The organism is Nostoc sp. JL34, assembly GCF_017114945.1.
GTDB lineage: Bacteria > Cyanobacteriota > Cyanobacteriia > Cyanobacteriales > Nostocaceae > Nostoc.
In genome coordinates, this window is the sequence record NZ_JABXKQ010000121.1 from 1 (window position 1) to 24,603 (window position 24,603).

General features: G+C 44.2%; 17 protein-coding genes. 16 read left to right on the forward strand and 1 reads right to left on the reverse strand.

Annotated features, from left to right (window positions below; all coding sequences use genetic code 11):
* Positions 1-359 precede the first annotated feature (359 nt).
* Positions 360-614, reverse strand: coding sequence for a gas vesicle protein GvpG (locus HWQ44_RS21415; RefSeq protein WP_292722734.1), 255 nt, complete (start codon positions 612-614; stop codon positions 360-362).
* Positions 615-828: 214 nt separating this feature from the next.
* Between HWQ44_RS21415 and gvpN the strand changes: the two genes are divergently transcribed.
* The 16 genes from gvpN to HWQ44_RS21495 all read left to right on the forward strand — a co-directional run bounded on the left by gvpN (position 829) and on the right by HWQ44_RS21495 (position 24,345).
* A complete protein-coding gene (gene gvpN / locus HWQ44_RS21420; RefSeq protein ID WP_292722736.1) occupies positions 829-2,001 on the forward strand; it encodes a gas vesicle protein GvpN in 1,173 nt (390 codons plus the stop codon).
* Positions 1,998-2,345: a gas vesicle protein gene (locus HWQ44_RS21425; RefSeq protein ID WP_292722738.1), complete on the forward strand. Its 348-nt coding sequence runs from the start codon at positions 1,998-2,000 to the stop codon at positions 2,343-2,345. Before gvpN ends, HWQ44_RS21425 begins: the two co-directional genes overlap by 4 nt.
* A complete protein-coding gene (locus HWQ44_RS21430) occupies positions 2,332-2,766 on the forward strand; it encodes a gas vesicle protein K (RefSeq protein ID WP_114085078.1) in 435 nt (144 codons plus the stop codon). The genes HWQ44_RS21425 and HWQ44_RS21430 overlap by 14 nt, the downstream gene beginning before the upstream one ends.
* Positions 2,767-2,802: 36 nt before the next feature.
* On the forward strand, positions 2,803-3,546 hold the full coding sequence (locus HWQ44_RS21435) for a GvpL/GvpF family gas vesicle protein (RefSeq protein ID WP_292722743.1): 744 nt from the start codon (positions 2,803-2,805) through the stop codon (positions 3,544-3,546).
* A 368-nt stretch (positions 3,547-3,914) separates the two neighbouring features.
* Positions 3,915-5,738, forward strand: coding sequence for an AAA family ATPase (locus HWQ44_RS21440; protein WP_292722745.1), 1,824 nt, complete (start codon positions 3,915-3,917; stop codon positions 5,736-5,738).
* Between the two features lie 277 nt (positions 5,739-6,015).
* Positions 6,016-6,705: a GvpL/GvpF family gas vesicle protein gene (locus HWQ44_RS21445; protein WP_292722748.1), complete on the forward strand. Its 690-nt coding sequence runs from the start codon at positions 6,016-6,018 to the stop codon at positions 6,703-6,705.
* Positions 6,706-6,943: 238 nt separating this feature from the next.
* Positions 6,944-7,165 (forward strand): gas vesicle structural protein GvpA, encoded by a 222-nt coding sequence (gvpA, locus tag HWQ44_RS21450; RefSeq protein WP_012408764.1) that lies wholly within the window; start codon positions 6,944-6,946, stop codon positions 7,163-7,165.
* A gap of 198 nt (positions 7,166-7,363) precedes the next feature.
* Positions 7,364-8,071, forward strand: a complete 708-nt coding sequence (locus HWQ44_RS21455) for a gas vesicle protein GvpC (RefSeq protein WP_292722753.1) — start codon at positions 7,364-7,366, stop codon at positions 8,069-8,071.
* 431 nt (positions 8,072-8,502) lie between these two features.
* Positions 8,503-9,834 carry a response regulator gene (locus tag HWQ44_RS21460; RefSeq protein WP_292722755.1) on the forward strand — a complete coding sequence of 444 codons (1,332 nt, stop codon included), beginning with the start codon at positions 8,503-8,505 and terminating at the stop codon, positions 9,832-9,834.
* 147 nt (positions 9,835-9,981) lie between these two features.
* On the forward strand, positions 9,982-10,344 hold the full coding sequence (locus HWQ44_RS21465; RefSeq protein WP_069071669.1) for a response regulator: 363 nt from the start codon (positions 9,982-9,984) through the stop codon (positions 10,342-10,344).
* A 14-nt stretch (positions 10,345-10,358) separates the two neighbouring features.
* Positions 10,359-10,892: a chemotaxis protein CheW gene (locus HWQ44_RS21470; RefSeq protein WP_114085084.1), complete on the forward strand. Its 534-nt coding sequence runs from the start codon at positions 10,359-10,361 to the stop codon at positions 10,890-10,892.
* Between the two features lie 132 nt (positions 10,893-11,024).
* Positions 11,025-16,262, forward strand: coding sequence for a GAF domain-containing protein (locus HWQ44_RS21475; RefSeq protein WP_292722760.1), 5,238 nt, complete (start codon positions 11,025-11,027; stop codon positions 16,260-16,262).
* Positions 16,263-16,419: 157 nt separating this feature from the next.
* Positions 16,420-19,548: a hybrid sensor histidine kinase/response regulator gene (locus tag HWQ44_RS21480; protein WP_292722763.1), complete on the forward strand. Its 3,129-nt coding sequence runs from the start codon at positions 16,420-16,422 to the stop codon at positions 19,546-19,548.
* A 103-nt stretch (positions 19,549-19,651) separates the two neighbouring features.
* Positions 19,652-20,677, forward strand: coding sequence for a chemotaxis protein CheW (locus tag HWQ44_RS21485; RefSeq protein WP_292722766.1), 1,026 nt, complete (start codon positions 19,652-19,654; stop codon positions 20,675-20,677).
* A 132-nt stretch (positions 20,678-20,809) separates the two neighbouring features.
* Entirely contained in the window at positions 20,810-22,048 is a 1,239-nt protein-coding gene (locus tag HWQ44_RS21490; protein ID WP_292722769.1) for a GAF domain-containing protein, read from the forward strand.
* Positions 22,049-22,086: 38 nt separating this feature from the next.
* Positions 22,087-24,345 (forward strand): chemotaxis protein CheW, encoded by a 2,259-nt coding sequence (locus HWQ44_RS21495; RefSeq protein WP_292722772.1) that lies wholly within the window; start codon positions 22,087-22,089, stop codon positions 24,343-24,345.
* The last annotated feature ends 258 nt before the right edge of the window (positions 24,346-24,603 follow it).

Genomic DNA, 24,603 nt, shown 5'->3' on the forward strand with positions numbered 1-24,603 from the left:
GGATGCTTTGAGGCTGACAAGATAATATTTTTAATCTCTAATTCCATTTGATTTGCGTTCTCTCATATCGCTTTTAGTCTAAACTCCAGTTAAATGTTTCCCCTTCCGATCATATTTTAATCCCAGCTTTATTTGTTCGCTGCCAAATGAAACTAGCAGACCACTGATTGAAAGATATATAGTATCAGGTTGAATATCTGCCCAATTATCGGGTAAAGCTTCCATTAAATTAATACTTGTACAGTAGAAGCATAATTTATTTAAGTATAATATCTAACAATATTTTTAAAATTAACGTGAGTCTCCAACGGAGGCGCACGTTAGTTAAAGCAATAAATCACACAAGCTAGGAAAAAATTTCAATACTCTTGTGTTTGATCGCGTTCCTCCTGTTCTGCTTCCATAATCGCTAATAAAAGAGCTTCTTCCTGAATTTCAAACTCTTCTTCAGGAATTTCCCCCATATCAAAAGCAAGTTGGAGTGCAAGAAGTTGCTTGCTGAGATTTTCTTTATCATCAATTTCAGTACTCGCATGTTCTAAAATTTTTTCCCCAAGCCACGTTACCCCCATTAATGGGCCAGTAATTGGTAATAGTAAGAAGCGCAGAACCATATTGCTTTACACCTGTGTGGACTTCTTAAAGGTATCCTCTCAACACCGTAATCATGCTGATGACATAAATATTAAACATTACTAGTCTTGTGTTGATGCCAAAATCCGTTGGATTTGAGTCCAGTTAAGGCTGATTGACATCTGTATTTTATATTTGCAATGTAACAAAAAATACTTTTGTATGACACATTACTATTGAGGAGGTACTTAGAGTTTGACAACAGTATTAAATGCATCTCCCCAGCGATTTGTCAATACACCTGCGGTTCAACGCATCGCTCAACGTGCTTTGCGCTATCTACAGTCAGGTTTTTCAATACATTTACGCGGTGCAGCCGGAGTCGGAAAAACTACTCTGGCAATGCATCTAGCTGATTTGCTCAATCAGCCGATCATCCTCTTATTTGGAGATGATGAGTTTAAAACCTCAGACTTGATTGGTAATCAATTAGGTTATACCCGTAAAAAGGTTGTTGATAACTTCATCCACAGCGTTATCAAAGTTGAGGATGAAGTCCGACAACATTGGGTTGATGCACGATTAACCCTAGCTTGTAAAGAAGGATTTACGCTGGTTTACGACGAATTCAATCGATCGCACCCGGAGGTAAATAACGTTTTACTTTCCGTACTTGAGGAGAGGTTGTTAGTATTACCAACAAATCAACATCGAGCCGAGTATATCCGGGTTCATCCTCAGTTTCGGGCAATCTTAACATCAAATCCTCAAGAGTATTGTGGAGTTCATGCAACTCAGGATGCTTTGATGGATCGTGTTATTACCATCGATATGCCTACACCTGATGAACTGAGTCAGCAGGAAATTGTAGTTCATAAAACAGGTATAGATTCTGAGAAAGCAGAAGTAATTGTCCGTGTAGTACGGACGTTTTGGAGTCGATCTGGCTCTGGACAAGGCGGTGGATTGCGTTCCTGTCTGATGATTGCCAAAATCTGCCACGAACACGAAATTTCCGTAAACCCTGGAGATCCTAGCTTCCAAGATATTTGTGCCGATATCCTGCTTTCTCGCACGAATCAACCTCTCATAGAAGCAACTCGCCTACTGGAAGAGGTTTTAAGTGAATTCTATCATAGTATAAATACTCAATCTCAGCCGTCAGAGATAATACCAAACAACCAAAATCAGGTTGTATTGCAACAACGAGTACCTTACGAGCATGAAGTCTACAACTACCTGTGTAATTCTTCAGGAAGGCGTTTCTCTGAATTGGCAGTAGAATTAGGGATCGATCGCAGTCAAATTGTCGCTGCACTCAAGTCTCTCAGAGAACAGGGAGTATTAGTACAAATGCAGGGCAATGCCGAGTCGCCGAACATCTCACAGACACTTGCTTTTGATTCTGGCCATTTAATAAAAAAATGAGTACTAATACTAACCGGGGAGTTATCACAGCAACTCAGGGTTCTAGCTTGGCAGATATTCTAGAACGGGTTCTGGATAAAGGCATTGTTATCGCAGGAGATATTTCTATTTCCGTAGGCTCCACAGAACTGCTCAACATCCGAATTCGTTTGTTGATTTCTTCTGTTGATAAAGCCAAAGAGATTGGAATTAACTGGTGGGAGAGCGACCCCTATCTTAATAGTCAAACTCGCACCTTATTAGCAACTAATCAACAACTTCAAGAGCGTCTTGCCAGTCTAGAAACAGAACTGCAATCGCTCAAAGTACTCAATCCTAATAATCATCAGAATGCAGGCGATTAGCAAATCAAAAGGTTCCGATTCCGGTTTAGCACCGTTGTTACTGACGGTTGTTGAGCTGATACGCCAACTCATGGAAGCTCAGGTGATTCGGCGAATGGATGCTGGCACCCTCAACGACTATGAGCTAGATCGAGCTTCCGAAAGCCTACAACAGCTTGAACAACAGGTTGTTAAGCTTTGCGAGATATTTGATGTTGACCCAGCCGATCTAAATATTAACTTGGGTGAAATGGGAAATTTACTTCCCCAATCTGGAGGATACTACCCCGGTGAAACCTCTAGTCAACCTTCTATTTTAGAACTTCTCGATCGCCTATTAAATACGGGTGTTGTGGTTGAAGGTGACTTGGACTTAGGACTGGCTCAATTAAGCTTAGTTCATGCCAAGTTAAGACTAGTACTCACTTCTAAACCCCTGTAACTTTTTTATCTACATTCTTCTTGGTAAGACATTTATATGAGTTTTTACATTTATGGAATTTTGACCTTGCCTGCTCCCCAAAACTTAAATTTAGAGGGCTTAGATCGGCAACCCGTACAAATTAAAATTTTGGATGATTTTGCAGTAATCTACTCGGAAGCACAGCAAGAGCGTTATTTGGCCAGCCGTCGTAACCTGCTAAGTCATGAGAAAGTCCTTGAGGAGATCATGCAAGGAGGCGATCGCTATTTACTGCCCGTGCAATTTGGACTTTTGGTTTCCAGCTGGGAAAAGGTTTCAGAGCAATTAATTCGTCCTCATCAAGAAGAATTGACACAATTGCTTGCGAAGTTATCGGGTTGCCGAGAAGTTAGTGTCAAAGTTTTTTGGGATATCGAGGCAGAAATTCAGGGACTATTGGCAGAACACCCAAATCTCAAAACCGAAAGGGATAAGCTAGTCGGTCAACCCCTGAGTATGGAGCGGGTAATCCAAATAGGGCAAACCATCGAACAGGGAATGAACGATCGCAAGCAAGGCATCATCGATGTATTTCAAGGCACGCTCAACTCCATTGCGATCGAAGTGGTAGAAAATACTCCCCAAATGGACACAATGATCTACAATTCAGCCTACCTAATTCCTTGGGAAGCAGAATCACAATTTAGCGAACACGTTGAAGCACTCGATCGTCAATTTGAAGACCGTTTGCGAATTCGTTACAACAATTTCACTGCCCCGTATAACTTTGCTCGTCTTCGATTAACCAGTTCCAACTGATTAATTCCTCTCCCTATTGAACAGGAATAAAAATTGAGAATCAAAAATTATTGAAACTTTTAACTTTTTTGAAATTAAATTGGAAATTAAATTTTTCTCTGCCTTTTGTTTAAAAGGATGTTTGAAAAGTCCTCTTGTCGGTAGCAAAACTTTCTAGATTCCCCTAAATCTCCCTTGTAAAGCTACGGTGTATGCACAAGTTATGGAATTGTAATTACCCCTCCCTAACCCTCCCCTTGTAAAGGGGAGGGAACTAGATTTTCCGGTTTCCCCCCAATGCATCGGGGGGATTAAGGGGGGTAAGGAAGGATCTAAAAGTGTCCAAAATCATAGTGAAACGCTTTTCAAAAAACCTCTAAGTAAAATCAATGGACGACATATTTAAAGGATTTGAACACCTATTAGAAATTGCCAAAGCTTTAGAAGAAAAAGTAGAGAAAGGCGAGTTAAAAACTTCTATTCAAATTCGCTCTCATAATCTCAGTAGTATTCCCCGACAAGGCAATATTCCGAGAACAAATAATTCCAGCCGAGCCAGATCCAATTCCACCGTTGGCACCACACCAATGGATGATACTGATGTCACCCCCCCATCAGCTCGGACGAACTCAAAAACTTCTTGGCAAGGTATCGGCGGCTTGGCTGATGTTCTCCAAGAAATCAGAGAGTTAGTCGAAATTCCACTTAAACGTCCAGATTTATTGGTGAAATTAGGGTTAGAGCCTCTGCGTGGGGTTTTGCTCGTTGGCCCGCCCGGTACGGGAAAAACTTTAACAGCCCGTGTTTTGGCAGAAGAGTTAGAGTTAAACTACATTGCCATCAATGGCCCAGAGGTGATGAGCAAGTATTACGGGGAAGCAGAAGCTCGTTTGCGAAGTATTTTTGAGAAAGCAACTCGTTCTGCTCCCTGCTTGATATTTATTGACGAAATTGACAGCCTTGCCCCAGATCGCAGCCAAGTGGAAGGTGAAGTTGAAAAAAGACTAGTGGCGCAGTTGCTTGGGTTAATGGATGGGTTTGCCAAAACCGAGGGCGTACTCGTACTAGCGGCAACAAATCGTCCCGATTATCTCGATCCGGCGCTGCGTCGTCCGGGACGCTTCGATCGCGAAGTTCAGTTTCGGGTTCCCGATCGCAATGGACGATTGGAAATTCTGACGATTTTGACAAGTGCCATGCCCTTGGAGACTTCAATTAATTTAGGAGCGATCGCCGATTTGGCAGTCGGTTTTGTCGGTGCGGATATCAAAGCTCTTTGTCAAAAAGCAGCCTACATTGCCCTTCGTCGTCAAGTCCCCTCGCTCAACAGTCCCGTTCCTGAGAACATGACTATCATCCAGCAGGATTTTCTCGAAGCAATTAAGGAGATAAAACCCTCGGTTCTCAGGGATGTAGCAGTTGAAGTACCTAGTGTAAGTTGGGATGAGATTGGTGGATTGGATGATGTGAAACAAAAACTTCAAGAATCTGTAGAGGGCGCACTCCTTTATCCCGAACTATACGAGCAAACCAAAGCCAAGCCTCCCCGTGGGATTCTGTTGTGGGGGCCGCCTGGAACCGGAAAAACATTACTTGCAAAAGCGATCGCTTCCCAAGCTAGAGCCAACTTTATTGCTGTGAATGGCCCGGAATTACTCAGCCGATGGGTAGGTGCAGCAGAACAGGCAGTCAGAGAACTGTTTCGTAAAGCTCGGCAAGCAGCTCCTTGCGTTGTGTTTATAGATGAAATTGATACCCTGGCACCAGCACGGGGAAAATTTACTGGTGATTCTGGAGTTAGCGATCGCGTTGTCGGTCAATTGCTCACCGAACTAGATGGGTTGCATGAATGCCCGAAAGTACTGTTAGTAGGAGCAACCAATCGTCCAGAAGCGCTCGATCCTGCCTTGCTCAGAGCCGGAAGATTGGACTTACAAATAAAAATCGATCTACCAGATCGAGCCAGCCGATTAGCGATTTTAGGAGTTCACAATCTAGATCGTCCCTTAATTGATGTCGATTTAGAAACCTGGGCGACAGTTACCGAGGGTTGGAATGGGGCAGACTTGGCTTTATTGAGCAATCAAGCTGCCTTAAGCGCCATTCGTCGATACCGCGCCCAAGGATTGACTGACTCCAGCTTGATTCAGATTACAAATGATGATTTCCAAGTTACATACCAAATGCTTGCTAATCAGCATCAATCTCAATAGTGGTCTATCCCATTAATTCTGATGGCTGAACTCACTCTTAACTTTTCTTCCTTTGCGCTCTTTGCGTCCTTTGCGGTTCGTTCTCTTATCCCTCAAATTTAATGAGACAGACTAATAGTCTCTTCCTTGAAAAAACATAGAAATTCAGAGCGGAAGCTACTTATCCTCCGAAAACACCTTTGATGTCAAAAGAAGTGTCCCGGAGGACTTGCTAACTTTGGTAGAACAAGAGGGAATTATTAATTAGTTAACTTTCTTTGTCCCGACTTAATTACTTATGTCAATATACGCTTATGCTCTTCTAGTCCCGACCGCATCACCACTTGTTCTACCTTTAGGGATGGAAAGGAATATTGAACTCGTTTACTCTTCTGGTTTAGGTGCGATCGTAGAACCGGAAATCTCACTGGAGGCAATACAGGCAACGGATGAGCATTTACTTCAAGCTGTATTAAACCACGATCGCGTAATTCGAGAACTTTTTCAACAAACTCCCCTTCTTCCGCTACGTTTTGGGAGGGGTTTTACCTCGCAAGAAAAACTGCTGAATCATCTAGAAAAGCACCAAGAGCAATATCTAGAAGCCCTAACTCACCTAGCAGACAAAGTTGAGTACACTTTAAAAATGACACCCTGTGATTTACTTGACGATTCTGAAACTATTGATGCCAAGGGAAAAGCCTATTTATTAGCTAAAAAACAACGCTACCAAACACAGCAAGCATTTCAAGCACAACAATCCGAACAGTGGGAACTCTTGAGCCAGTTAATTCTCAAAACATATACAAATGTTATCTGTGAAACTCGACAGTCAGATGTGCGGCAAATCCACTTTTTGGCACAGCGCAACGATTCAACGCTCAGTACGCAGCAGTTTTCCCTCTGGCAGGTACAATGCTCGCACTGGCAACTGGCACTGAGCGAACCTTTACCACCCTATCATTTTCTCAAAAATACTCTCATATAATTTCATAAAAAATAATATTTAAAATTTTCGCAGAAAAAATCAAGATTAGATGATTTTTTCTTTAATTTTTGTCTAAAAAAATATTGTTAACTTTTTATTATTTTTTTATTTTGTTATATTTTCTCATGTTTTTGGGAACACTAAAACCAGGAAGAATAAAACACATTGTGTAAGTTTTACCTACTGCTCAATCAGAGCAAGATGAAATAAATAATTAGAGTTGTGGGAGAAAAAGAAAATGGCTGTTGAAAAAGTTAACTCATCTTCAAGTCTGGCTGAAGTTATTGACCGCATTTTGGATAAAGGAATTGTAATTGATGCTTGGGTACGTGTTTCTTTAGTTGGTATTGAACTGCTATCAATAGAAGCTCGGATTGTGATTGCTTCAGTTGAAACTTACTTAAGATATGCCGAGGCAGTTGGTTTAACATCTCAGGCTGCTGTTCCATCTGCTGCTTAACACCACATTAGAAAAAGGGAGTCTTTATGGCTTCTAAGCTGATGCGCGTCTAAAGTATATAAACACTCTTGATGGTCGTTGACAGATGACTATTGACGGTTAACAGTCATCTGTCATCAGTCATCAGGTAAATGTACAAATTAAATGCGTAACAGCTTATTTAATATTTCTAGTTAACAAAATAGGAGATATCATCTGATGGCTCTCAAGAATTTATGGGAACAAGAGCGATCGCAGCGATTGCAAATAACTGCTGAACGCCGTCAACAAGTTAACCAGTGGAAACAGCTAACTCAACAAGAACTTCAGCTACAAGCAGATGTGCTTCATCAAGAATTAAGTAGTTTTGTTACCAGCCTTGACAACAACAGAAAGTTACAACAGCAGCAATTTCAGCAAGAGATTGTAGAGCGGCAATTGGAAATATTGCAAATAAAAACAGATGTCTCGCAACGCCAGCAAGAATACCGCCAACAGCGGGCAGCAAAGGCTCAGGCATTATTCCAAAACTTGCAAAATTTCCGGGAAATCTTACATAACAGTGTTTGGGGCGATTACAGTCCCGAACAAGCAGTTTCTCCAACTCCTGCTAAAGAAGAGAAATTAGTTGCAACAGTTCCAAAATGGTCAATCTCCCGTTCTGCAATTAAATCCACAGGTTTTCGTCCTGCCGTCAATACCATGACTAGGAAAGCGCCTGCGTTGAATGCAGATAATGTTAAATCTAAAGTGCAGCAATACATTCAGCAAGCTGAAGGAGCTACTCTGATAGAAATTGAAGAGGTGATAGGCTTAAGCCGAGTACAAACGATAGATATCCTGCGCTCCTTGATCAAGCAAGGGGTACTAGAACAACGCGATCGCCAATACTTTATTCGGCAACAAACAATTTCTGGACAAACTTAATTCAAGCTCATTTTTTGTATTTGCAGACTAGCAGAATGCGACCGCTTGTATCTTTTGCCTTAAGCAGCAGAGTACAAATTCGATAAGTATTAAAGCTGGTCTATACTTTGTAGTATTCAACATTTCCATCTTTTTCAGGTCTGTATTGCAACTACATCTATACAAGCAATTTGCTCAGTAGATGTAATATGGCAAAAGTAATATAGTTAACCTATTAATAATTAGAAAAAGAGCTTAAATATTTGTTCAAGTTTCCGGCTTTTAACTTTAAAAATATCCAGATTGGAAAGGGATATAACAAGCTGGGATAGCTCAATCAAGGTTTTGAACTGTGCTATTGGCAATCTCACAATAAAGTTAGTAAGCTGGATTGTTTGAGCAATTCTAATGTAAATGCAAAACTCTAGATATATTAGGAGGTGCGATCCATTGTGAATCAATTGATCGAGCAACTTCAAACTAAATTATTTACAGGTAGGCTAAATCTTGAAGCAAGGGATGGGCCGACTTGGACGCTATATTTTCGTTTAGGACGATTAATTTGGCAGGCTGGCGGTTCTAATGCCGATGAGCGATGGCGACGACACTTGTTGCGGTACTGTTCTAATCTGGATGTGACACAGTTGGAGCAGCTTGTCTCTCCCCAGGAAAATTATCGTGAGTATTCCATTCTTGCTAAGTTGCGAGAACAAAAATTAATCGAACAACAACAACTTGTTAGCCTGATTGCAAGCTCAATCACTGAAGTCCTGTTTGATATAATGCAGTACATTGAAGCCAAAAGAAATGGCAACAATCCAGCAGGGCAGTTGTCACATACTACCGTTGTTGGTGAAGTTCCTGGGGTTCTCCTAGCTGTAATACCAACTGAGGAAGTTTTGAAACGGGCTACACAAGCCTGGCAAGAATGGCAAAATGCAGGACTGGCAACCTACTCGCCCAATTTATTTCCGATAATTCAACAAATTGAGCTACTCCAAGGACAAGCATCCTCTAAACAGATTATTGCTCTAGTTGATGGCACAAAAACTTTACGAGGTCTAGGGCAAAAAAGCGGTCGGGATGTCTTAGCTTTGACTCGGTTATTGATGACATTGGTAAAAACAGGGGCGATCGCTTTTTCACCTACCCCAAAGCTCAGGCAGGTTGTGATTAGTAAAGAAACTGGCAACCCGTCCAGTGCAGTTAATAATTCCAATTCTTCACTCAAGACAGAAGAGGACACTGTTTTACAATTTGCACCCAATTTCAACAAAGTTGCTCCCCCAGCGAATAGTAAAGAAATTGTCAGTCCGTCCAGTGCAGTTAATAATTTCAATTCTTCACTGAAGATAGAAGAAAAGACTATTTTACAAGTTGGCCCCCCAGCGGCTAGCAAAGCAATTATTGATGTCTCAAGACCTTTAGTAGCTTGTGTGGATGATAGTCCGACGATCTGTCGCAGTTTGGAGGAAATTCTCACCCATCAAGGTTATCGCTTTGTTGGCATTCAAGATTCCTTGACGGCAGTTTTAAACCTAATTAAAAGCAAGCCCGACTTCATTTTTTTGGATCTTTTGATGCCAAAAGTGAATGGCTATGAAATTTGTTCTCAAATCCGTAAAACTCCAAGTCTCAAAAATGTGCCGGTTGTCATCTTAACTGGGAAAGATGGAATAGTAGATCGGATGCGAGCAAAATTAGTAGGAGCAACTGACTTTTTAGGTAAACCTGTAGAACAAGACAAAGTACTCAATATGCTTCACAAGTATTTAACCGTTTAGGTTGAAGCGACAGTCATGCCAGTGGCTCTCCTACATCCATTTTCAAAACCGATTGTGGATGGGAAATTGCTTTCTAAATCTAGCTTGGTGTTAATTTATTTGTCGCCATTATTTTTCAAATTCTGAATTAAATAGTTAGGAAAAAAAATGAAAAAAGTTCTTTTAGTTGAAGATAGCCTCACAGAATCCGAAAAGATGACACGTTACCTAGAGCAAGGAGGATATTCAGTTTATGAAGTTCGTAGTGGTGAAGAGGCTCAACTGCGGTTGAAACAACAAAAACCTGACTTGATCTTACTGGATTTGATTTTGCCAGGCCAAAGTGGATTTGAGTTCTGCCGCAAGTTGAAAGCCGATCCGACAACAAAAGGAATCCCGGTAGTGATTTGCTCAACTAAAAACACAGATGTTGATAGAACTTGGGGCAATATGAGTGGCGCTGATGGCTATTTAGTCAAACCTGTAGATGAAAATACCTTGCTCCAGACTGTTAATAAATTTATTCGCTAAAGGAAACTAGGGCAATGGTACAGGCCAACGATCGCTTTTCTTCGCTACCCATTAATAGCCAATTTCGACTTGAAAACTCTTCTCAAGGAAACAACCAGAGGTTTTTAAGATTTCCGTTGAATGGAAAGGTAAATGGGTTACTCCCATTAGCTGATTTGCGGGGAGTAATTCAGGTTGCACTGACCGAGATTTTACCAGTACCGCAGGTAGCAGAATTCTTGTTAGGCATAATGAATTGGCGGGGAGAAGCGATCTGGATTCTTGATTTAGCAGCTTTGTTGGGAGCAACACACTGGTGTCGGCGGGAAAGTGTGCGTAACTCTGGCATGGCGATGCTTGTTCAAGTCCAGAATCAAACCGTCGGGCTGTTGGTAGAGCAAGTCAATACTATTGAAGTTCACGATCCCCAAGAGCGGTTAGAGATTTCGACATCGATGTTACCTGGCCGACTAGGCTCATTCTTACAGGGTTACTTTGTGGATTCTCAAGGTAGCCCTTTGATGTTACTTGACACCCAGGTTGTGATTCAAGCCCTTCAGCCTCTTTAAAGTTCAGAGCTTCCTATACAACGCCAAGGGCGGATGCACAAAGGCTTCTGGACGCTGAAGCCGTTCTAAAAAAATTAGCCCCCTGAAGCATTCTACTTATTAACTCCGACAACCTTCATAGCAAGAAAGATCATGGTAATGCATACACCCAGCCAACCTCGCTCAAATTCCAGCAACGGTTTTAAGGAAACCGATAACGGGCATACCGTTGATGTACCAGCAAAACAGCAAATCACCTCCGCTCTAGAAGAATTGCGAACTGAACTGGATCAGGCTGATTGGGTGGAAACAGGGCCATTGCGAGAGAGAATCCGCAAGTTAAAAGAACTGCTAAGTGTGTTGCCATATCAAGACGGAGGAGATGGATTAGAGGTAGAGCAAGTACAGGCGATCGCTAGCAAAATCCGCCAATTTTCCGATCTAGATACTTTGCTCGCCACTGCTGTCATGGAGGTACAAAGTGCCCTGCAAGCCGATCGCGTGGTGCTGTATGAGTTTACGAATCCGACGCTGGGGATAGTTGTTGCAGAAGCGATGAGGGATGGCTTTACCCCAATGCTGAAGGAAAAACTGCCCGCCGTCACTTTTGGGTTGGGTTCTGCCAAGCTTTATCAACAAGAAAAATTAGCAGCGATCGCGGATACCTACACTGCAAGCTTGTCCCCTTACCAAAAGCAGCTCGTGGATCGGTTTCAAATAAGAGCTTGTTTGAGCTTGCCGATTTTAGCAAAAGATGGGGTTTGGGGTTTGTTGGTAGTGCAGCAATGCACTGCTGCTCGCCAATGGCAGAATGCTGAAATTCAGTTACTAAAATTAATCGAGCAGGAATTAGAAGCGCAACTGCAAGTTGCCGCGATCCAGGCTGCGTTGCAACAAGAAGTAGAAAAAGACCAAATCCTTACTGGTGTAGCGAATAAAATTCTCCAGTCCAAAGATGCAGATACCATCTTTCGCGTTGCCACTCAAGAAGTGCGACAGTCATTAAAATGCGATCGCGTGGCAATTTATCGTTTCCAGCCAGATTGGAGTGGGGAATTTGTAGCTGAATCTGCTGTATCTGAGTGGGTTTCTCTATTAGAAGAACAGCGAAACAACCCAGCAATTGTCAATAACGTTAACTATTGCAGTGTGAGGAACCTTGCAGACGAAGGGGGATTAGTTGGGACAACAGGGCGATCGCACAGTGCAGATAGCTACATTCAGCACACCCAAGGCAAAAATTTCCATCGCGGACAGATTTATCGAGTCACTAATGATATTTACAGTGCTGGTTTTTCTGACTGCTATATCAAAATTTTAGAAACCTATCAAGCTAAAGCATACATTATTGTTGCCATCTTCCAGGGAGAAAAGTTGTGGGGCCTGCTCGCTGCCTATCAAAATTCTCAGCCTCGTCAGTGGAAAGATAGTGAAGTTCGCCTAATGGTGCAGGTGGCAACTCTGTCTAGTATTGCTATTCAACAGTTGCAATATCAGCAACAACTTTATAACCGCTCTGAGGAGTCAGCCAAACTTGTGGAACGAGAACGTACTGTTTTCGGCATCATTGAAAAGATTGGGCAAGCAACGGATCTTCGCACCCTTTTCCGCACTGCAACCCAAGAGTTGCGTCGATTTTTAAAATGCGATCGCGTTGTCGTTTATCAATTTTATCCAGATTGGAGTGGAGAAGTGATCGCTGAATCTGTGGCTACTGGTTGGTCGTCACTGTTGGAGATGCAGGAACAAGACAGCATTTTAAAAACAGGTCTGATATCTTCAGAGCGTTGCAATATTAAGGATTATGCCTCCCCTGTTAAACCTGATGCCGATACCTATCTGAAGGAAACCCAGGGTGGAGTTTACACCAAAGGAACGCGCTTTCGTAAAGTCAACGATATTTATGCCGCTGGTTTTTCACCTTGTTATTTAGAAACATTAGAGAAGTTCCAAGCCAAAGCGTACATCATTGTTCCCATCTTCCGCGCTGGTAATCTTTGGGGTTTGTTAGCAGCCTATCAGAATTCTGATGTTCGGAAATGGACTGAGGAAGAGATCGGTGCTTTGTTGCAGATTAGCGAACCGTTGAGCATTGCCCTCCAGCAAGCTGAATATATCGAACAGCTACGGTTAAAAAATCTAGAAATGACCCAAGTAGCTGAAGTAGAATACGCCATCGCCCGAATGACGGAGAGAATGCTTCATTCTCAACACCCAGAAACAATTTACCGCACTACCTTGGCAGAATTGCGGCAGTTGTTCAAATGCGATCGCCTAGCAATATATCGCTTCAACTCTGACTGGAGTGGTGAATTTATGGCTGAATCTGTCGGAAGTGACTGGGTGCCTCTGGTTGGCCCCGATATCAAGACCGTATGGGAAGACGAACACCTACAGCAAACCCAAGGCGGACGCTATCGCAACAATGAAACTTTTGTCGTCAATGATATCTATACTGTTGGTCATGCCCAGTGCCACATCGACCTGTTAGAGCAGTTCCAGGCTAAAGCCTACACCATCGCCCCGATTTTTGCTGGAAACAAACTTTGGGGTTTGCTAGGAGCTTACCAAAATAGCGGCCCGCGCCAGTGGAATTCCGAGGAGGTGCGATTGCTGACCAAATTGGGCATTCAGTTGGGTTTAAGCGTGCAGCAAGCCGAGTACATTGAAGAACTGAAAACGAAGAATGCAGAGTTGGCGCGGGCAGCAGAAGAGGAACAAGTGCTGACAGGGATGGTGGAAAAAATTCGCCAAGCTCAAGAGGCAGATACAATTTTCCTGAATGTGCTGCCAAGTTTACGCAAACAACTACAGTGCGATCGCCTAGCAGTATTTCGCTTTCATCCCGACTGGAGTGTGGAATTTGTTGCCGAATCCGTAAAAGATCAATGGCTATCTTTAGGGGGTTCCGACATCAAAACGATTTGGATGGACGATCACTTACAAGAAACTCAGGGCGGACGCTATCGCAATCATGAAACCTTTGTTGTCAATGATATTTACACTGTCGGTCACGTTCAGTGCTACCTAGAGATATTAGAAAAAATCCAGGCTAAGGCTTACGCGATCGCTCCGATCTTTATTGGAAACAAACTCTGGGGCTTTTTAGGAGCATACCAAAATACTGGCCCTCGCGAGTGGAAATCCAAGGATGTGCAACTGTTGCGAAAAGTAGCAGTGCAAATGGGTATAGGCTTGCAACAGGTTAAGTATATCGAACAGCTCAAGAAGAAGAATGCAGAGTTAGCCAGAGCCGCAGAAGGGCAACGAGCATTAACACGGCTGTCAGAAAAAATTCGCCAAGTTCAAGAGCTAGATACGATTTTCCGCAATGCCCTACCAGAATTGCGATCGCATTTGGAATGCGATCGTCTAGCAGTGTATCGCTTCAATCCAGATTGGGGTGGGGAGTTTATTGCCGAATCCGTAAGTCGTGAATGGGTGGCTTTGGTTGGCCCCGATATCAAGACTGTATGGGAAGACGAACACCTACAACAAACCCAAGGTGGACGCTATCGCAACAACGAGACGTTTGTGATTAATGATATTCACACTGCTGGTCATGCCCAGTGCCACTTGAAAATTTTAGAGCAATTCCAGATTAGAGCCTATATCATCACCCCGATTATTGCCGGAAACAAGCTCTGGGGTTTGTTAGGAGCTTACCAAAATAGCGGACAGCGGCAATGGCAAGATAATGAAATCAACTTGGTAACGAAAATCGGTACGCAGTTTGGGGTTGCCGTCCAGCAATCGCAATACTTACAACAAACCTTAACCAAGAATGAGGAACTGATGAAACTGGCAGAACGGGAAGTAGCAAACGCCCGATTTTCCTATCGCCTGCCAAGTCGGTTAACAGAGATGGCTCAAAGTCATAGTAATGTTCTGGAATTTGTCCAGTTTGCCACCCACGAACTTCGTCAACTGCTGAAAGTAGATCGAGTTGGAGTTTATCGGTTTGAGCCTGATTGGTCTGGAGAATTTGTAGTTGAGTCTGTGACTGGGGATTGGCCTAAGTTGGTGGGAACTAGCCTGGCCAGAGTTAGAGATACCTATCTCCAGTACAACCAAGGAGGGCGTTATGTCCGCAAAGAAAGTTTGCGGGTTGAGGATATATATAGTGTCGGTCATGACGAATGTCACATCCAATTGTTAGAAATGTGGGGAACTAAAGCCTACATGATTTCTCCGATTTTTCAAGAAAATCGGCTCTGGGGGTTGATGGGAGTTTATCAAAATAGCGCATCGCGTCAGTGGGAGCAATCCGAGGAGGATGTTCTCAACCAAGCCAGCGTCCAGATTGGTCTTGCCCTCAATCTTGCAGATTACCTAACACAGGTGCGTATTCAAGAGCAGCAACTAGCAGAAGCAGCAGAGCGCGAACGCACCGCCCGCGAAAAACTCCAACAAGGAGCAATCCGCGTTCTCATGGCTTTGGAACCATCCTTCAGAGGCGATCTTACCGTTCGAGCGCCCCTATCCGAAGATGAAATTGGGACGATCGCCGATGGTTACAACACTACGATCCAAAGTTTGCGAGATTTAGTGCGACAAGTGCAGATTGCTGCTGGCAAGGTGAGTGAAAATTCCAGCAATAATACTACCTCAGTAGTAAAACTATCTGACCAAGCTCAACAGCAGGCAGAACGGCTCGAAAACGCTCTGGAACAATTACAAATGATGGTAACTTCCACCCAGATAGTTGCTGCTGATGCCCAAAAAGTCGGACAGGCAGTTCAAAGAGCTAATAACACCGTCCAAGCTGGCGATTCCCTGATGGAAAGAACCGTAGATGGCATTTTGGAGATTCGGGAAACCGTGTCGGAAACAGCGAAGAAAATTAAACGCCTCGGTGAAGCTTCTCAGAAAATCTCGAAAGTAGTGAGTCTGATTGAAAACTTTGCCACTCAAACTAATTTGCTGGCACTCAATGCTGCCATCGAGGCTACCCGTGCTGGAGAGTATGGCAAAGGCTTTGCGGTGGTTGCAGATGAAGTTCGTTCCCTGGCTTATCAGTCAGCTAGTGCCACCACAGAAATTGAGCGACTCGTGCAAGAAATTCAAGCTGGCACCAACGAAGTTACCGAAGCAATGGAAATAGGGATTAGCCAAGTTGTCCAAGGCTCGAACTTGATCGATGAGACTCGTCATTCCCTGAGTGCGATCGTGGTAGCTACCAACGAAATTGGTGGACTGGTGCAAGGAATTACCCAAGCAGTTTCCCATCAAAGTCAGCAATCTCAGATGTTGACAGAGGCGATGATGGATGTTTCGGCGATCGCCCGCAAGACTTCAGAAAGTGCCATCCACATTTCCGAGTCTTTTGAGGAACTACGGATGACTTCACAACAACTGGAAACCAGCGTTAGCCAGTTCAAAGTTGACTAAGTAAGTCGTGGTGAATATTTGTTCTCAGGATAAGGCAGAGGGGCAGAGGGGCAGAGGGGCGGAGGGGCAGGGGAGAAACAACTCTCCTCTGCTCCCCTGCCTCCCCTGCTCCCCCTGCCTGCCTTAACAGATAAATCTCCTTGACACCAAGCGTATTATGAACCCCGATCCCAGTAATCAAGAGCAGGCTTTTCTTGCTGAAGCGGCAGAGTTGTTGCAAACCATTGAGCAGAATCTGATCGGTCTACTTGATGAAAAAACAATAGAAAAAGTTCATGCCTTGATGCGAAGCGCCCATACTATCAAAGGGAGTGCTGCCAGTGTTGGGCAAGAAACTATTCAGACAATTGCCCATCATTTGGAAGATGTATTCCAAGCGTTATACGCTCCAGAACTGGAAATCGATCCAGAATTGGGTGCTTTGCTTCTAGATGCTTATGAGTGCCTGCGAACTCCATTGAGTGCAGCCTTGATGGGCTTATCCTGCAATGAGGCAGAAATACTCGATCGAACTGCCTCAATCTTTGCCCAACTCCAACATAAACTAGGCGACTTTTTTGGTCGTGAGGCTCCGCTTCCCAGTTCGGAAGAACTTGGCTTTGATGTCGTAGAGTCAATCTTTTCCGGGAGTGTACTCCAGGATTTGCAACAGATGGAAACTGACATTCAAAGCCAAGATCCGCAACAAATTCAAACAACACTCAACTCTCAAGCAGAATTTTTTGTCGAACTGGCAGCATCTTATGGCTTATCTGGATTAGAAGAAATTGCCCAGGCGACCCTAAACGCGCTCAAAGCACATCCAGACAAAGTATTGCAAATCGCTCAGGCGGCTTTAGAAAATTTTAAAGCCGCTCAAACAGCAGTACTTGCAGGCGATCGCACTCAAGGGGGAGAGATATCTCCACAATTGCGAGAATGGGCAGGGCTAATTACTCCTGTCCCAGAACTGCAAGGGCAGCCAGTTGCGATCGCTGCCCAACCCACAGAAACGTCTACAACTGAGAATAAGCCATCCCCCCTCCTCAGTGCCAGCGAAGCGGAATCAATTTGGTCGTTTTTCCCAAAGCGGACTGATAACTCCCTACCGAAAACACCGGAGGTACTGGCACCTATTTCTCAGGATTCGGTAGTAGCCCCCTCTGCCATAGATCGGATTTTACAGTCAATCTGGATCGGAGATCCACAGACATCCTGCCGATACACAGACTCAGATCGGCCAGCCTCTCCACCACCAGCGCCAAGCCTCCAGGCTCAGTCATCAGCATCACTTCCCAGTATCCGAGTCGCGATAGAACAGCTCGATCGCCTCAGCCATACAATTGGGGAATTGCTAATCAGCGAAAACCAACAAAACCTGCAATCTAACCACATCCACAAAGCAGCTCAAGACACTCTACTCCAGTTTTTGTACTGTCAACAACAACTTAGTAAAGTTTTTACTTGGTCGGATCGACATCTGCTGCTTCCCGAACGCAAGCAGCGACATATACATGGATCTCCACGAGTTATCTCTGCTACCGAGGCACAATCCAATTTTGATGCCTTAGAAATGGATAACTATAGCGAGTTGCACATTCTCCTGCAAAATCTGACAGAAGACATGGTGCAATTAGGAGAACAGATTGAGGCTGTTAATGGCTTAGTTCAGCAATCTCGCTTCAGTCTCGGAAAGCGCAAGCAACTGCTTTCAGGAGCGCAAGAAGATTTGCTGCAAGCCAGAATGGTTCCACTGGGAACAGTGTTGAATCGATTACCCCGCCTCCTGCAACAGATGGTAGCAACTTATCATAAACCTGTTGAACTCAAGCTTGGCGGTACGAAAGTACTGGTGGATAAAGCCATTTCTGAGCAGTTGTACGATCCCTTGCTGCACATGATTCGCAATGCCTTCGATCACGGCATTGAACCGGTAGAAACCCGCCGCGAGCAGGGTAAACCAGAAACCGGAACAATTACAATTAAAGCCTATCATCAAGGCAACCGCACTACTATTGAGGTACGGGATGATGGTCGAGGCTTTAACTGGGAATCCATTCGTCAGCGAGCTATAGAAAAACACCTGCTGACTCCCGAACAAGCCGCCTACGCCTCAGAAGACCAACTGGCAGAGTTATTATTTGAACCGGGCTTTTCTACCGCCAAGCAGGTTGGTGAGTTATCTGGTCGTGGTATCGGCTTAGATGTGGTTCGCACTCAATTGCAAGCTTTACAAGGTTCGATTGTAGTGCGATCGCTTTCAGGGCAGGGAACCACCTTCATGCTGCAATTGCCCCTGAGCTTGACAACAGCACGCTTGCTCGTTTGTCAATCTCAAGGTATTACTTATGGCTTGCTGTCTGAAGGAGTTAGCCAGGTTTTATTACCGCAGCCAGAGCAGATTCAAGTCCAGCAATCTTTACACGGGCAAGGCAGCCAAAAATACTGGCAGTGGGGAGAAGGGCAAGATCAGCAATTAGTTCCCATCCGCTCGCTTGCGAATTTGCTGGATTACAAATATCCTTTATTCACCCAAGACCACAATTTAAACCTAAGTCCTTTTCCAGTCAAACAACGGAACACCGTCGAACCTCTGCTGCTGTTGGAAACAGAGCATCAATATCTGTGTTTGCAAGTCGATCAGATTTTAGTCGAGCAGGAATTAGTAATTAAATCCCTCGGCAGAGTCCTGACTTTACCTAGTTACATCCAAGGCTACAGCGTGTTGGGAAATGGTAGTCTGACCCTAATCGTTAACCCGTTGGAGTTAGTTCGGCAAACTTGGGAGACAGATATGATGCCGACTTCCCCGACATCAAGTCTTGCAATATTGCCCGCGCCTGAGCCTGTTCTTGCTCTAGAGGCGCAGCAAACAACTATAACGCAACCGCAGCAACAGCCGATGGAAGTCAATACAGCCGTTGCTCAACCTAACCGACTGACGGTGTTAGTTGTGGAAGATTCGGTTGTACAAAGGCAAAGTTTGGTGCAGACGCTCCAAAAAGCCGATTATCAAGTGTTGCAAGCAGGTGATGGTCGAGAGGCGATCGCGCAAATGCTGCAACACGGTGATGTTGATTTAGTGATTTGTGACATTGAAATGCCGCAGATGAATGGATTTGAGTTTTTAGAACACCGTCGCCAAGACGAGCGTTTGTCCGGGATTCCTGTGGTGATGCTGACTACCCGTAGCGGACAGAAGCACCGCCAATTAGCTTTAGCTCTAGGAGCGAAAGCTTACATGACCAAACCCTATTCAGAACAGAATTTCCTAGCCGCGATCGCCGAACTGGTTAATACCCCTTAGCCCAATTCCCTAAAATGAGGTAACACATTTAAACCCCCAAACCTAGATTCAGTCTAGCTTTCTTAATTACGAATTACGAATTACGAATTACGAATTGGTATTTATGCTTAACACTCCCTTTCCGTTTAAGCGATTATCTGGCGCTGTGAGCGAGCGCGACTCATTACGAGTCGTTGTTTTTGCGATCGCAGACTATTTATTTGCCCTGCCAGTTGGTGCAGTTCTCAAGGTGATGCCTTGTCCCCCTATTAGCAGTACGGTTGAAAGTGGTATCGGGATGGTTGATTTGGGAGCGCAAACGATCACAATTGTGGACTTGCGCCAGAAGTTCATTCAGCAAGTACAAGGCCAACAGGCGCATCAAGTTCTCTCTGCGGTTGACACTTCAGGGCGCTTCTTACTTCTGACTCAAACCCGGACTGGGGAAATTTGTGGCATTCCTGTGGACAAGCCCCCTGCCTTAATCGATATTCCTTTAGAAGCAGTGCGTCCGGTGCCGTGGTCTTATCGGCAAGTGGCGGAGTTAAGCTGTGTGAGCCACATGGCTGTTTTGCCTGTAGCACCAAACGAGGAACCACTCAAAGTACTTCTTTTTGGTATGAGCCAGATATTGGCTGATAAGTTGGGGTTGCCCGGAACAACCCCAACCTTACCTCCTGGGCTAACATCAGGCGAACAACGGCAAAGATTTCTGCGTTTTTCCTTGGGGAATCAAGGAAGTGGATTGCTACCATTTGACTCAATACAGGACATTATTCATCTTGCTAGCCAAGAAATTTCTCCAGCCCCGGCCTTACCAAGTTGGATTTTAGGTTTCTATAATTGGCAAGGACAAATGCTGCGGCTGGTTGACTTGGAACATTTGCTTGGTTATGCGCCGCTTTTAAAGCGGCAGTCACGACCAGAAAAGCCAATGGTTCTAGTTCTCGAACTGCAAAATCAGGTAATCGGGTTTTTGGTGGCTCATGTCTACGATGTAGAGTGGCAGGATTTACAGCAAGCACAATCGGCACCAACCGACCTTTCCCCAAATAAACTGCTAAATTTTGTTCGAGGTATTCTGCCAGGCGATCGCTGGATTTTAGACACCAGAGCGATCGCCCAAACATTGCAATGGCAAACCCACTGATAAGAGGCAGGGGGCAGGGGGCGGAGGAGGAACTTGGTATTTGAACTCTCCTTTGCTCCCCTGCTCCCCTGCTCCCCTGCTCCCCTGCTCCCCTGCTTTTTTATTTGACTTGATGCTGCCAAGGAGTTTTCTGTGACGATCGCAACTTTAGACCCTAATTCTGAAACCCAGCCTGTTGAAAATGAAATCCAGATAGAAGAAATTTTGGCTAATGTGGCTCTAATCAAAGCAGTCTTTCAATCTGCTAAGGGGCCAAAGGTCGCTCAATTGCAGCAGAAGGTAAGTCAAATCGAAGCTTTTATCCAAGCTTTGGCTAAGGATTCGCCCAGTGACAACGATCAAAATGTTCGAGGGGCTTTTCAACTCCAGCGAGAACAACTTGCGGCCATCGATCGGCAAATGCAGCAAGCAAAAGGTCAAGCCGCACTTTTGGAGGTTACAGTCACCGCCCTGCGAGATGTTCTCAACGCCGATCGCGTCTTGATTTATCGTTTTGAGGAAGATAATCGCAGTCGAGCAATCGCTGAAGCTATACAACCGGGTTGGACATCCCTGCTCAACCAATCCCTACCGATAAACTTGTTTGTTACTACCGATGTTGGCGACAGACAAAACTTGCTCAACAACCTCACTGAACTAACTCCCCGCCAACAGCAATTTTGGCAACGCTTTCAGGTGCAAGCTAGCCTCTGCTTGCCCTTGATTGTCAAACAACAGCCTTGGGGTTTTTTAGTTATTCATCATTGCCTCCAACCCCGACAATGGCAGGAAGCAGAGCGCAGTTTGCTGCAACAAGTAGGAATGATGTTGACAATTAACTTGCGCTGGGCTGAAATAGTAGCTCCACCTGCTCAACAGGTTGAATCCCTCGATCGCTCACAGTTACTAGTGCCATTTCAGCAAGTGAGCCAGGCTGTACAAGAAGGAGCCAGAATCGCCGAGCTTGCCAACGAGCATTTAATGTCTATTCAAGATACTGTTGCTATTACTAATAAACAGCTGCAATACCTTGGTGAATTTTGTCAGCAAGCTTCTGGCTTTGTTCATCTTGTGGAAGGCTTGAGTACCAAAATTCAGGTTTTGTCTTTGAATACAGCCATCGAAGCCACAAAAGCTAGCGAGCAAGAACTAAGTTTGCTAGCTGCTGCCGAACAGGTGGAAATTCTCGCCCGTCAAGCCCGCGAAAGCACGCTCAATATAGAAGAATGCTTCCAAGAACTCCAAGTCGCAGCAGCAGACGTTGCTTCTGCTATCGAACCGTGCGATCGCCAAATCAGTGCGGGGCTGGAGTCAATCGGGCAAATCCAGGAGCAATTTAGAGCGATCGCTGACATTGCTGCTTGTACCCTCAAATCAATATCGAAGCCATAGAATTGTCACAAACCCCATAGAAACTGAGAGTTGCTTTCATGAGTACCGATTTTGTCCCCCAACCGCAGAACGACGATCGCTTCCTAGAAGAAGCGATCGATCTGTTACTGTTCTTGGAACAGGAGTTGCCTAACTATACAAAAGACAGTAACCCTGGTACAGCTTTGGCTCTCATGGAAGCTGCTCGCTCTCTGCATTCGATTGCCATAGCAGCCGAGCTAGATGCCATTGCTATAGTTGCGGCTGCACTAGAAGAGATTTTTCAGATGCTGCATCAGTATCGGGCAACTGTCAACGCCCCAATCGCCTCCCTGTTGTCGGAAGGATTAGATTGCTTACAAATGCTGCTGATGGCATTTTTAACAGCCTCGCAAATTGAGGAAGTAGAAATTCTGGAGCGGATGTCTGCCATTGTTGCTCGTCTACAAGCAGAGTTTGGCGATCGCCAACAAAGCGTTATCCCCCAGGAAACAAACCTTGAGATATCGATAGAGCAACCGCAGGAACATCAACCAGTGATTCAGTTTGGCGATCGCTTGGCCGAGGTAGAATCTTCTGCGGCTCTACCAGAGCAAGTTATGGTTAAAGATAAGGAAAGTCTTGATAGGGAACTAATAGATGAAACTAGCCCCCATTCTGGCAGCCTTGTTCACGTAGATACCGAGCAGCTTCCCATCAAGGTAGGGGAACTAGCAAACCCGAAGGAGTATGAGTATGGGGAAGAAGATTTTCATGCTTGGTTGGGGGATTTTTCCCTGCCTACTGAAACTTCTGTTGCATCCCTAGTTAAATCTGTTCGCGATCGCCATCCACTCTCTTTGCAAGAATCGATTTCTACCATTCTTGCAACAAGTATTCCAGCCGCTACACCCATCAATATTAAGCATCTTGAACAACTAAACGCGCTAATTGCAACATTATTAATTAACTATAATCAGCAAGCTTGTCAGGAAGAACAACAGCAACATACGATCGGGCGGTTGCTCCGACAAGTTAAACGATTACAACACCTGCTGGATAATCTACAGGAATGGTCAGGACGTTTAGCAGCAATTTCAGATACCCTTTCTCCTCTAGCTGCTTCTCGCTCTCAGCAATTATACAGTACTCTGCAATCTGTTTTGGCTGAAGCGTCTCAGGTGGTATCAACTGTTGATTCGCTGAATAACAATCATCATCAACTCAAACAAGAACTCATACAGCAGGAAAAGTTGCTTAACCAGTCTTCCAATTTAGTCAAAAAAGTTACAACTATTCCTTTAAAAGCAGCCTTAGAACCGTTGCATCGGCTTTGGTCTCAGTTACAAGCTCTACAAGATAAGTCTGCTAGACTACATTTACAAGTTAGCGATATCCAAGTTGATCGGGCATTTAGCGATCGCCTCCATGCTCTCCTGTTGCATATAAGTTGCTATTTACTAGAGCAAAGTATTGAGTCTTCCCAAACACGCCAACAGCTAGGTAAAAATAGCAACGGTATTATTGAAATTCAGGTTTACCAGCAAGGAAATCAACTGATTATTGATGGCTGTGATGATGGCGCAGGACTTAACTTATCTCAAATCTATCAACAAGCTTTAGCCCAAGGACTCGCCCTGACAAAACCAGGGGATATCTTACAAGAACTGGTAATTGAACCAGAGGTTTCATCTGTTTTATGCGATCGCGCTGCCTTAGAGTTAGGAGCAGAATTAACTGAAGTTTGCAAGCAATTAACAGCTATTCAGGGAAGAATAGTATTGAAGTCTAAAGCTGGACATGGTACAGCCTTCTCGCTCCAAATTCCCCTCGATCAAAAAATTGCTCAACTTATCGTCTGTCAAGCTAACTCCAGAGTCTATGCATTTATTGCCGATTCTGTAGAGCAGATTTGTCTATCGCAGTCCGAACAAATTATCCAAACTCAAGCAGGACGCATGTTATTTTTGCAGTCTTCTGGCAGATCCAGTGGCTTTCTTGGTTGTGCTGATGATGATTTGACAACAGAAATGCTCGTCCCTATCCACTTATTGACTGATGTGCTGATTTGTCCTAACCACCTTCCCACCTCAGTTACCACTTACAGCACAGATACAGCAAATGCTTTCAAGCAGGATAAGCCTTTATTAGTATTTCGTTACTTAGACAAACGATGTGCTTTAGAAGTAGATTGCATCATCGGCAAGCAATCCGCTGCGATCCATCCTCTAGGGGAAGCAATCCCAGTTCCTGCTTATATCCAAGGAACTAGCATTCTTGCCAATGGGCAACTTAGCCTGGTTTTGGATGGTCATCTTCTCACAAAATCTCTAGCTTGAACTCAATACCTACCGAAATGCTTGTTACACATGAATTACAGCAGTTTTAGTTACTCCGGGGCTACCAGCAATTCTCATTATGAGAATGGTTATCAACATTTTTAGCGTAAAACTAACTGAAGGAACATGAAATATGTTGAGAATATTGCTGATACCAATTCTTTATGAAGCTGCGCTAAATAAGGCTTCATAAAGAATTGGTATGAGTCTGAAAACCTTGCAGGACAAAGTTTTTGTTTTAAAAACCTTTCAGTAATC